The sequence below is a fragment of the Clostridium grantii DSM 8605 genome (assembly GCF_900129965.1).
In the GTDB taxonomy this organism is placed as follows: domain Bacteria; phylum Bacillota; class Clostridia; order Clostridiales; family Clostridiaceae; genus Clostridium_AF; species Clostridium_AF grantii.
In genome coordinates, this window is sequence record NZ_FQXM01000013.1 from 19555 (window position 1) to 32308 (window position 12754).

Sequence of the window (12754 nt, forward strand, 5' to 3'; positions counted from 1 at the left end):
TGGCCCTATGGGTCCTGTTGGCTCAACTGGTGCTGACGGTCCTATGGGTCCTGTTGGCGCAACCGGTGCTGTTGGACCTACTGGCCCTGTTGGCGTAACTGGTGCTGTTGGCCCTACTGGCCCATCAGCTGATAATCTCTGTGATTGTTGTTATAATCCTATGAAAAAAGTAATAGAAAAAATACAAGAAAGTGCAAATGGCTCAATTAAAAGAACTTTTATTGGTCCTTATATAAATGAAACTCATGCATATATACAAATTATTAATGTTACAGCCAATGACTGTATCGTTCAATTAGGTAAAAATAGTATAACAGATGACCCAATATTTACTTCAATATGCAAAATCGCAGCAATAGAATTAACCACAGATTTAGATATAACTTTAGAACCTTTCCCAGATCCTGATACAAAAACTGGCGAATGTGGTTGTTGCGAACGTCCTATTAGAGAATATCTTAAATCAATAGAAGGAGAAACTGTAGATATTAGGGTAGGTAATGGACAAAATGTAGATATTGGAGATAAAATAATTTCAGATGTGGGTGAAGGAATTCTTCGTTTAGATGGTACTGGTACAGGGACTGGTTCAGTTAAACGCTCCTATGTATCTATTTGCAAGATACTAACCATAGAGTAATTTAATTTAAAAAATTTCATAAAACAAGAGAATATTGGAGGAATATTATTTGATAAATATTAGTTTATGTATGATAGTTCGTGACGAAGAAAATACTTTAGCAAGATGTTTAGATACTGCAAAGGATTTGGTGGATGAAATTATAATCATAGATACCGGCTCTAAAGATAAAACAAAAGAAATTGCAAAAGAATATACAAAAGATATATATGATTTTCCATGGATTGATGATTTTGCAGCGGCTAGGAATTTTTCCTTCAGTAAAGCTTCAAAAGACTATATATTCTATCTTGATGCAGATGATATTATTCTCCAAGAAGATAGAGAAAATTTCAAAAAATTAAAAGAATCTTTGGACCCTTCAGTAGATTCTGTAACAATGAAATATAATGTAGGCTTCGATGAAAATGGGAATGTAACTTTAAGTTACAGAAGAAATAGATTAGTAAAAAGAGCCAATAATTTTAAATGGTATGGACCTTGTCACAATTATTTAGCTGTAAATGGAAAAATCATAAACACAGATATTTCTATTACTCATCATAAAATAAGACATCAAACTGATAGAAACCTAAATATCTATAGAAATAGGATAGCAAGAGGGGATAAGTTTTCTTCAAGAGATACCTTCTATTTTGCCAATGAACTATATGACCATAAATTATTTGATGAAGCTTTAAATAATTATGATAAATTTTTGAATATGCCGGACGGATGGTCTGAAAATAAAATATACGCTTGTGGAAAAATTGCAGACTACTATCACTTCATTGGTGATAATGTAAATGCAATGAAATATTGTTTTAAATCTTTTGAATATGATTCTCCTAATGCAGATCATTGTTGCAGACTTGGAGATTATTTCAAAGAAAAAAGTAGCTTTAAACAAGCTATATTTTGGTATGAATTAGCTATCAAATCACAAAAATCTAATGATAACTGGGGTTTTGTAAACCCTTCTTATTGGACGTGGATTCCACATATACAATTATGTGTTTGCTACTATAATTTAGGTGAAATCGACTTAGCTTACACTCATAATGAACTTGCTAGAAACTTTAACCCTAATGAGGAATCTATATTATATAATACAATTTTTTTTAAAAACTTAGGGTACAACACAAAAAAAGCTGAATAGTATTCAGCTTTTCTTACAAAATATTTTTTCTTATAATTTATTAATAACTTTATCTTCATTAGTATTTTCCAAAATCTTTTTAAATTAAAAATATAAATAACTTGTTTATATTTTAGAATTTAACTAAATTTTAACTAATTTAAGACCTTGCAAACATAATTATCATTCTATCATAATTCTAATAGGAATTCTATTATTCTCATAATAAAATTCAATAATTTTATCTTATAAATGCTAATTCTTTAATTTTTTTTATAATTTAATTACTTTTAAATTTAAATTTCATTCACATTAGGTATTTTTATGGTAAAATAGTATTTGACTTTTATATTTAAGATATGCTTAATCATTAATAAGGGGAGAAATTTATGTTTAATCAATATTTTGGTAATTACTTACTTGAAAAAAAAGTTATAAACTCAAATCAGCTTAAAGAAGTGTTAGAATCTCAAAAATCAGTAAAAGTTAAACTTGGGGTTTTGGCTATTAATAGCGGGTATATGAATGCTGCTGAGGTATCTCATGTTCATAGTTTGCAAACTATACGTGATGAAAAATTCGGAGAAATTGCACTTAACGAAGGTTATTTGACCGTAGAAAAATTAAATGAATTACTTACTAAACAAAAAGAATCTCTTGTATTACTAGGCCAATCATTAATAGACAAAGGGTATATTTCCATAAATATGTATCAAGATTTACTTTCACAATATAAACAAGATTCTGGTTTTACTTCTGAAGAACTTGATTCAATACGAGATAATGATATTGAAAAAATCGTGTCTGTACTTTTGAAATCCGAAGACTATAAAAATAAAGAAATTATTTCTAAATATACAGAACTTTTCATAAAACAATTTATTCGATTTATAGACCATGAAATATTTATAGAAAAACCTGAAATAATTGATTTTTATGATTTTGAAGATTTGGTTTACCAAAAGATAGAAGGAGATTATTCTATTTTTTCTGGTTTTGCTGGTTCTAATGAAGTGATGAAAAATATAGCTTCTATTTATGCTGAAGATTTATGTGTGGATTCTCCAGAAATCATTGAGGACTCAGTAAAAGAATTCTTAAATGGTATTAATGGGTTGTTTTTGTCCGGCTTATCCAATAGTGGTATTGACTTAGAATTATCCATACCCTCATTTCAACGCCAAGCCAATTTAAATACTCCTAATAAAATGTATAAATTTCAATGTAACTTAAATTTTGGATCAATATATTTATTAATATGTACAGAGTATCCTTTAATTAAATCATTAAACTCAAAATAATAAGAAGGGGAGGTAATCTAATGGCAAAAATACTAATTGTTGATGATTCTATTGTAGCTAGAGCTAAGCTAAAACATATTATCATAAATGCTGGTCATGAAATTATAGGTGAAGCCGAAGATGGCTATGAGGCCTTTAAATTATATAGAGAATTAAGTCCTGATATAGTTACTATGGATATCATCATGCCATTTTTAGACGGAATAGGTGCTTTAAAACTAATAAAAGAATATGATGAAAATGCAAAAATAATTATGTTAACCGTTTTAGGACAAGGCAATAGAATTCTTGAAGCTTTAAATAGCGGTGCTGTTAATTATATTAATAAACCTTTCAATGAAATCAAAGTTTTGGAAGCAATCAATGATGCTTTGAATTGATACTACATATAAGCTTTAAATTTTCCCTAATTCTTATTTACAAAATTTATGCAATATAGGAGCGCTCAATATTGAGCGTTCCTATATTATTCTTTATTCCGCACTTTTTAGTGACTCTATCATATCTATCTTGTCAAATTCTTTGTACATTGCTAAATTTACAATAATTGAAAACGAAATTGTAAGTAACACTGAATATAGAAAATAACTAGGTTGGATTTTTCTTAAAAACATCATTACATTAGTTTCTGCGGTAGTAATGACAAAAGTGTTTAGTAATAGTCCCACCCCTATACCTGTTAAGCTACCAATTAAAGTTAGTATAATATTCTCACGATAAATATATGACGCAAGTTCACTATTATAAAAACCTAGAAGCTTTATTGTAGATAGTTCTCTTTTCCTTTCATTTATATTTATATTCGTTAGATTAAATATTACAATGAAGGCTAACACTCCTGCCGATGCTATCAATACAAAAACAACAGAATTTATACTTTTAATTGTTTTATTAAAATCAAAATAAGTATTATTCCTATAGCTTACAGATCCAATCCCTTCAATAACACCAATTATTTTTGAAGTATTATCTTGAGAACTGTCCGAAGTATCCTTTAAGTTTCCATAAAATCCATTAAACTCAATGTCTTCTTTCATTATTTTTTTATAATAATCATTACTCATATAAATATAGTGCTGTATATAATGTTCTGTTATAGCTTCTATTTTAACTTCTACTGATTTGCTATTTATATTTACCTCAAATGTATCTCCTACTTTTTTATTCATTAGTTTTCCTAACTTTTCAGTAATGATTACCCCTTCATTGTTTAGATTAAGTTCTTCATTCTTCATAGTAAGGTTAATATATTTATTAAGTTCAGTTTCATCCTCTGTAACCACAATATAAGAATCCACTATGCCAGATTTAATAGTATCTATTGTAGCATTTTTGGTGTAAGCAAATAAAACTGATTCCACATTTGAGTCTTCCATTATTTTAATCTTCATAGTTTCTTTTTCACTACTATCTATATCTTTACTAAGAGTGGACTTCATATCATATCTGTATATATTATTAAATTGACTTTCTGTAGCCCCTACTACTCCCGATTTAATTCCAAAACCAGTTATCATTAAACCAGTACATGTGGCAATTCCTATTACCGTCATAAAAAATCTTTGCTTGTATCTAAAAATATTTCTTGCTGTAACTTTTCTTGTAAAACTTAATCTTTTCCATATAAAAGTAGCTTTTTCTAATAATATAGCTTTCCCGGACTTAGGTTGTTTTGGTCTTATTAAATAAGCTGGTTCTTCTCTTAATTCTTCAAGTGTAGCCAAAACTGCTGCAACAGTAGTAAATAATATAGCTATTATTGAAGATAGAAATGCCAATTTATAGTCAAAAGGTGTTAATGAATTTGGAATTGCATAAAGCGTACTATATGCATTCATTATAAGAGGAGGAAAAAGTCTAAATCCAAAGGATATCCCTAGCAAACTTCCTATTATACTTGCAGCTAATGCATATATTAAATAATGTAAAACTATGGTGTTTCTTGAATATCCCAAAGCTTTAAAAGTTCCTATTTCAATTCTATTTTCTTGTACCATTCTTGTAATAGTGGTCAAACTAACCAAAGCTGCTACCAAAAAGAATATTAATGGGAAAGCTTTTCCTATATTATCTATTCTTTCGCTATCCTGTCTATAAGTTTCATATCCCACATTAGTCTTTCTTCCAAGCACATACCACTCCGGAACTTTAATATCCTCAAGTTTATCTCTGTTCTTCTGAATCTCTAACTCTCCATCTTTTATTTTAGTATTCACTTTTTCTTCTTCTATTTTTAATTCTTCTATATTTTTTAAAACTTCACTTTCCGCTTCATTAAGCTTTTTAGCTTCTTCTTCTAGTTTAATTTTTCCCTCAGAAAGCAATTTTTCTTGCTGTGCTAATTCTTTTCTGCCCTTATCAATTTCTGCTTTACCATTATCAAAATTACTTTTCAAGCTTTCTATGTCAAAATAGGGTTTAATAGATTCTAAACTTTCATTGGTTTTTAATGAATTATACATGGAATCAAAATCTTTTCCTTTTATATTTTCTTCATATAAATAACTTAAATTATTGTATTGATTACTATATGTTAAATTTGTGGGATTGAAATTCAGTTGTTTTTTTGCATCTTCTACCATTAAAGCAATTGAAGATGAAATATTAGTAGCTGCTTGCTCTTTTGATAAATTAAGATTTTTTTCACTATCATCTAGTTGCTTTTTACCAAGAGAAATTTGTTTTTCTCCTTCTGTTGCTTTTTTATCAAAAGCTATTTGATTTTCCTGAAGAAGTTTTTTACCTTGCTCAATTTTCAGCTTTGCATCATTTAATTGCTTATATCCATCTGCAAATTTATCCTGTGCTTCTTTTTCAGATTTCAGAAGTTTTTCTTCTTCCTCATTTATTTTACTTTCTCCCTCTTGAAATACTTCCTCATATCTAACATCACTTCTTATAACTCCAAGTTTTTTTAAATTCTCTTCTATCTTTGACACAATCTCATCATATTTATCATTATTTAAAAGGCTGTCCTTCGACTCTTCACCATTGATTTTCACATATATCTCTGTATAAACTTCACTTTCAAACACATCTGCAAGTATATAAACAAATCCTCTAACAGAGCCATTCCCAACTGAACTTAGTTGTCTTTGAGCAGATATATATAAAGGGGATTGAGCTGAACCCACTATTGTAAATTTGTTATTATTTAAATCCTCACTTATTTCTGTTTCTTTTCCTGATTTAAGTTCTATTTCATCACCTATTTTTAAATTATTATCCTTTAAAAATAGGTTTTCTACCACTGCTTCATTATTATTTTCCGGTTCTCTTCCTTCAACTACCTTAATTTTATTTATTCCTGTTTCACTAGGTAGAGAGTTCACATTCACCACCATTGCCTTGTCTTTATTTTCAAATATAGCATCTATAGAGAAAGCTCCCTCAGCCTTTTCCACCGAGTCATCTTTTTTAATTTCAGCTAAATCATCCATTGTAAGTCCCATGGTAGAAACTAATTTAAAATCCATAAAATTTGATTCCTTCAAATAAGCATCTGCTGATTTTTTCATATCAGGACTTGTAGCTCTAACCCCAGAATAAAAGGCTACTCCCATGGCAATTATCATTACTATTGATAAAAATCTTGAGAAAGTTTTTTTTATATCTCTATATAAATTTTTATAAAATGTTTTTTTCATATCTACCACTCCAGGCTTTCTATAGAAATTGGATTATCATTGGTTTTTACACTTTCAATTTTCCCACTTTTCACAGTTATTATTTTATCAGCAATAGGAGTTATAGCAGAATTATGAGTAATAACTATCACAGTCATACCTTGCACCTTAGAGGTATCCGACAATAGTTTCAATATTGATTTACCTGTATTATAATCCAGTGCCCCAGTAGGTTCATCACAAAGAAGTAATTTAGGATTTTTTGCAAGAGCTCTTGCTATGGAAACCCTTTGCTGTTCTCCTCCTGAAAGCTGTGATGGAAAATTTTGCATTCTATTTTCAAGGCCCACATTTTTAAGGACTTCTTCTGGTTTTAATGGATTTTTACATATTTCAACTGCAAGTTCTACATTTTCAATAGCATTTAAATTTTGTACTAAATTATAAAATTGAAATACAAACCCTATCTCATCTCTTCTATACTTTGTAAGCATTTTTTTGTTGTAGCCACTTATGTCATTTCCATCCACAAAAATATTTCCACTAGTAACTTGATCCATTCCGCCTAATAGATTAATTATAGTAGTTTTTCCAGCACCACTAGCCCCAATTACCACCACAAATTCACCTTTATCTATGGAAAAAGAAACATCATCCACTGCTTTTACTTCTACTTCCCCCATAGAGTATGTTTTCTTTACATTTTTTAGTTCAATAAAATTATTCATCCTTTGTCTCCCATTCTATATTTTCACAATGTTTTTTCAATTTAAGTTTTACAATCAACATAAAAAGAGTAGTATTATCTACTCTTTCTATTATATACCACTTTTAAATTTTATCTAGAATAAAATAACTAACAACTGCTGTTAGTCCCCCTAAAGTAGTTCCCCATATTAAATCAATCACAGTAATAAGTATAGGCCAATCTTTTAAGGTAGCAAGATTAGTTAAATCATAGGTAGAATAAGTTATCAGCCCAAAAAACATACCTACAAATAAAGCATAAGTCCAACTATTTTTACTTAATGCTGGATTTAAAACGAAGAATACTATTCCGCCTACAAACAATAGATAGAAGACTATAGCCGCCACCCAATTAGGTTTTGGACTCATTATATATCCCAGTTCTCTTGAATATAGTTTTTTAGCTACAACTCCTAACCAAATTAAGTCAACACCCATAAAAACAATAAATGTTATTAAATAAGTTTTTATAATATTCATACTTTACTCACTCCTTTTCTTAGGAAACCAAGGAAAAAATGCATTTGTTTCTTTCATATATTTCCTAAAATCTTCTCTTTTTTTATATTTTTTTTCAAGCATAGTAACTCCTGATATAAAAACTATCAAATAGGTAATTAATATAGGACTAACTATTGTATAAACTCCCCCGTTAACAGATAGTGCCATTAAAAATATTCCCCACCACATGGTAGCTTCTCCAAAATAATTAGGGTGCCTTGTATATTTCCAAAGTCCATATTTCATTAATTTCCCTTTGTTAGAAGGATTCTTTATAAACATCTTTAATTGATAGTCTCCCAAAACCTCAAAGATATATCCCACTATCCATACCAAAATTCCTACAAAGTCTAAAATATTAAAACTTTCATTATTTGATTTATTAATAGTAATGATGGTTAATGAAATAATGTACATAAACACCATTTGAAGAAAATAAACATTAAAAAATGCTTTAATTCTTACAAATTTTTTACCCCATCTTTTTCTCATATCCACATATCTATAATCCTCTGGCTTGCCCAGATTTCTTGCAGCTACATGATATGCTAATCTTATACCCCAAAGTGATACTAATATAAGCGTTATTGATGCTCTTAAAGTATAATATCCTCCGCTAAAGAAAGTAAAAATCGCTACTACAACAAATCCTAATCCCCAAGCAATATCTACTATAGAATTATTATTTAAAATTTGTCCTATAAAAAATACTAAAGTAAAATATATTAATAGCACTAAAGCTGTTTGCAAATAAATCATAATGTTACACTCCTTCATTATTTAAATTTTTATAATTGGTTTTCATAGGGATCCCTATAGGTTAGCAATATATGAAATTGCTACTGCCCCATCTCCCGCTCCTATTGCTATAATTGAAGATGTTTCATCTATATACTTAGGTTTTTTACCTATAACTTTTTCAAAAATTTCCGCCCAATTTTTAGCTTCACCTTCATTATTTACATGCACAATAGAATATTCTTTAATCCCCTTGTTTTTCACTATTTTTTCTACCAATTTAATTGTTTTGTTTAAACTTGCTTTATTACTAAAAGCAACTCCTTGTAATCCCCCTTTTCCTTGTTCATCCAAGGTAACTATAGGTTTCATATTAACCATTTTTGCAATTCTTCCAGCCGTTAAACTTAATCTACCAGATTTAATCATATTATCTATTTTCTTAACATTAACTAATATCTTAGTTCTTTTTATGGTTTTTTCAATAGCTTGTACAATTTCCTCTTGTTTTTTACCAGCTTTAATTTCATTAACTAATTCCATTACTAAAAGACCTTGAGCACCAGAATTTTGTTTTGAATCAATTACATTAATTATCTTATCTTTCTTTCCTTCATTAAATTTTTCTGAAACTTTAGTTATAATATTGTAGGTTCCGCTTAATTCCTTGGAAACAGTTAAAACAATTATTGATTTATAATAAGTTGATAAATATTGAAATATATTTTCAATTGTCTTAAAATCTGGTTGAGAACTTGTTGGTAAATTCTTATCTTTATCCGCAAATTCAAGAATTTTTTTATTTGTTATGGTAAGCTTATCAAAATAATTGGTATCTTCTACTAATATATTTAAATTTATTATGTGAACCTGATTTTCATCTATAAATTCTTGTGGCAAATCTGCAATAGAATCTGTTAAAATAGCTATATCACTTTTTCTATTTTCAACTACATCCTGTTGTTTTTTCATATCATCTGCTTTTTGATAGATAATTTTTCCTAGTTCACTCAAAACTTCAAAAACTTTAAAAGGATGATTTGTATGAATATGAACTCTAACTTTCTTTTTATTTCCTGCTACAACCAAAGAATCTCCTGCTTTTCTTAGTAATTCTTTTATTACATTACTATCCAAATTTTCCCCTTCTAGTAAAGCTTCCGTGCAATATCTAAATGTAATATTTTCATGGTTATGCTTTATTTCCTGGAAAATAATCTTATCATCCCTAATATTATCAAGTTGAATTTCTTCATGATTACTTTTCAAAAAATCTATGAATCCTTTGATAAAATAAGTAAATCCTTTTGCTCCTGAATCTACTACAGATGCCTTTTTTAAAACACTTAACTGATTAGGAGTATTTTTTACCGCTTCCTCTAATTGTACATAAGCATGATTCAAAATTTCAATAAAATCACTATTAGTTTCCTTAAATTTATTTAAACCTTGGGACCAATCTTTTATAACTGTAATCATTGTTCCTTCAACCGGGTTAGAAATCGCAGCATAAGCATAACTCACTGCATTCTTATTAGCTTTTATAAAATTATCTATTGTTAAATGTTTCTCATTTTCTATTTCATCGCTAATTCCTTGAAGATATTGAGCAAAAATAATTCCTGAATTACCCCTAGCCCCACCCAAAGCAGCATTAGCAATTGATTCTACTGTATGTTTTATAGTTTGTCCTAACTTAGATTCATTTATTATTGAATTCATTGTTGAATAAAGATTACTTCCTGTATCTCCATCAGCAACTGGGAACACATTTATTTTGTTTAAATTGTTTTTATTTATCATAACCTCTTTAGCCCCTGATAAATAAGCATAATAAAGTTTCTTGTTATTAATTTCTGTATTCATCTTGTCACCTCTTTTAATTTATAATGAATAACTATTGTTTGTTAGTTCTTGTAATTATATAATACCATGTATGTTTAAATTTTCAATGTATTTCGACAATTTATTACTTTTCTTTTTAAATAAATAAGTTATTTTTATACTCAATAATAAAAAAAGTAGCCAAGTATCATTATGTTTTTACACATAGATACTTGGCCCTTTTTTATTCTTCCCATTTTTCATTTAAAACTTTTTCAACAAATACTTTAGCTATATAAGAATCAAACTGCTTATTTGAATTTAGTTTTATCTCTTTTACTGCATCTTCAATACTTAAGCCCGCTTTATACGGGTATTCATTAATCATTGTATCATAAGCTTCCGCTATACTTAATATTTTAGCTTGAAGTGGAATTTGTTTATCTATTAATTTTCTAGGATATCCATTACCATCAGGTTTTTCGTGATGTGATAAAACATAATCTGCTATATGTGCTAATTCACTTACTGACCTTAATATTTGATATCCAATTTCAGGATGTCTTTTAATCTCAGCTCGTTCAATTTTATTAAGTTTTTCTGGTTTATTTAGTACTTCTGCATTTATAGCTACTTTGCCTATATCATGTAATAATCCCATAAGCCCTAATTCATCAATTAATTCAGAGCTTAAACCAATGGCTTCCCCAATTGCTTTACATAGTTCACTTACTCTTTCACAATGTTCTTGCTCTTTTGAATTTTTTTCATATAAACTTCTAGTAATAAGCTTAATAGTTTCATTTTTCATACTTCTGCTTTCCAAAAGTTTTTTTCGATACATATTATCTTCTGCTTTAGTATAAATTTTTTCAAAATCCTCATCAATTGAATTTTTTGTTTCCCATCCAAAAGAAACTGATAAAATAGTTTTTTCTATTTTTTCTTTGTCAATAGCTGCTTTAATCCTTTTAATTATTATTTTCGCTTCATCAGAGTTTGTATTTGGCAGCAATAAAACAAATTCATCTCCACCTGTTCTAGCTACAATATCATTTCCTCTAGTTTCGTTAGCAAGAATTTTACCAAATCTTATTAAAACCTCATCCCCAATTAAGTGCCCAAAAGCATCATTTGTTAGCTTTAAACCATTTACATCTGCCATAACTAATGTTATAGGTAGATTTCTTTTATTGTCTAATAGTTTTAGCTCTTCTTCATAAAATCTACGATTAAAAAGCCCCGTCAATTGATCATGATAACTTAAATAAATAACTTGATTCTCTGATTTTTTTCTTTCTTCAATATTACGGCTTACCCCAACAACCTCTATTTCGCCCATATGATTGTATCTGTATTTTGAAGATACTTCAACCCAAATAATATCACCATTTTTACAAGGTTGTTGAATTTCATTAGTATAAGAGTAATATTTATCCGGTTCTTTAATAAAACAATTAATACCTCTTTCTATAACATTTGTCATAACATCATAGGATTCCTTGGTCAAAGCTTGTTCCAAATTTTCTTCCATAGCTTCTTCTGGGGTATATCCTCTTAAATAAAATATAGAAGGACTAATATAAGTAAATTTATTTCTATTGGTATTTAATACCCATATAACATCAGAGGCATACTCTGTTAAAAGTCTGTATTTTTCTTCACTTATTCTAAGCTCATCTTCTATTCTTTTACGCTCTGTTACATCTATTATAAAATTTAGTATTGCTTTTTTTCCATCCCAATTTATTTGTATTCCATTTGTTTCTATCCATCTAACTTCTTTATCTTTTCTAACTATCCTAGATGGTTGCCAAGTTTTATATTTTTCACCCTTTAAACGTTCTTCATGAATAATCTTAACATTCTCTTTATCATCATCATAAACAAAATCAAGAAAATCAATTGACATCAATTCTTCTTTTGAGAATCCAGTTATTTCTTCTATCATAGGGTTACATATTTGTATTTTCATACCTTGAATAACAATAATTCCCTCAACTGCATTTTCAAAAAGAAGTCTATATTTTTTTTCACTTTTCCTTAAAGCTTCTTCGATCATTTCACATTTTAAATTAGGTAAATCTTCTAAAATAAATGAGTATTGATCAACAATAGATTTATCAAAATCTTCTTGCATATTAATCACCTGCCCTCTAGATTTTACTTCATTAGTTATTTATTTTCTTAAAATCTTAATTATATATATATATAATTAAACACCATAATTACTTATAAATAAATAGATTTTAACAAAATA

The 12754-nt window shown here is 28.4% G+C and carries 10 protein-coding genes; 4 read left to right on the forward strand and 6 right to left on the reverse strand.

The features are described 5' to 3' along the window. From BUB83_RS22735 to BUB83_RS12095, 4 genes are all read left to right on the forward strand, one after another. Positions 1-640, forward strand: a 640-nt coding sequence (locus BUB83_RS22735; RefSeq protein ID WP_143160538.1) for a collagen-like triple helix repeat-containing protein, incomplete at its 5' end; no start/stop codon positions are given. Between the two features lie 49 nt (positions 641-689). Beyond that, positions 690-1778 carry a tetratricopeptide repeat-containing glycosyltransferase family 2 protein gene (locus BUB83_RS12085; protein WP_073338729.1) on the forward strand — a complete coding sequence of 363 codons (1089 nt, stop codon included), beginning with the start codon at positions 690-692 and terminating at the stop codon, positions 1776-1778. A 368-nt stretch (positions 1779-2146) separates the two neighbouring features. After that, complete coding sequence (locus BUB83_RS12090; RefSeq protein ID WP_073338730.1) at positions 2147-3058, forward strand: chemotaxis protein CheX; 912 nt, start codon at positions 2147-2149, stop codon at positions 3056-3058. Between the two features lie 20 nt (positions 3059-3078). Continuing rightward, positions 3079-3438, forward strand: coding sequence for a response regulator (locus BUB83_RS12095; protein WP_073338731.1), 360 nt, complete (start codon positions 3079-3081; stop codon positions 3436-3438). A gap of 93 nt (positions 3439-3531) precedes the next feature. Here the strand turns inward: BUB83_RS12095 and BUB83_RS12100 are convergent, their stop codons facing one another. From BUB83_RS12100 to BUB83_RS12125, 6 genes are all read right to left on the reverse strand, one after another. After that, positions 3532-6705 carry an ABC transporter permease gene (locus tag BUB83_RS12100; RefSeq protein ID WP_073338732.1) on the reverse strand — a complete coding sequence of 1058 codons (3174 nt, stop codon included), beginning with the start codon at positions 6703-6705 and terminating at the stop codon, positions 3532-3534. Positions 6706-6707: 2 nt separating this feature from the next. Continuing rightward, a complete protein-coding gene (locus tag BUB83_RS12105) occupies positions 6708-7412 on the reverse strand; it encodes an ABC transporter ATP-binding protein (RefSeq protein WP_073338733.1) in 705 nt (234 codons plus the stop codon). 103 nt (positions 7413-7515) lie between these two features. Further along, positions 7516-7911 (reverse strand): DUF2177 family protein, encoded by a 396-nt coding sequence (locus BUB83_RS12110; RefSeq protein WP_073338734.1) that lies wholly within the window; start codon positions 7909-7911, stop codon positions 7516-7518. A gap of 3 nt (positions 7912-7914) precedes the next feature. After that, positions 7915-8691, reverse strand: a complete 777-nt coding sequence (locus BUB83_RS12115; RefSeq protein ID WP_073338735.1) for a DUF1295 domain-containing protein — start codon at positions 8689-8691, stop codon at positions 7915-7917. 54 nt (positions 8692-8745) lie between these two features. Beyond that, positions 8746-10536 (reverse strand): DAK2 domain-containing protein, encoded by a 1791-nt coding sequence (locus BUB83_RS12120; RefSeq protein ID WP_073338736.1) that lies wholly within the window; start codon positions 10534-10536, stop codon positions 8746-8748. Between the two features lie 202 nt (positions 10537-10738). Then, a complete protein-coding gene (locus tag BUB83_RS12125) occupies positions 10739-12634 on the reverse strand; it encodes a PAS domain S-box protein (protein WP_073338737.1) in 1896 nt (631 codons plus the stop codon). Positions 12635-12754 lie beyond the last annotated feature (120 nt).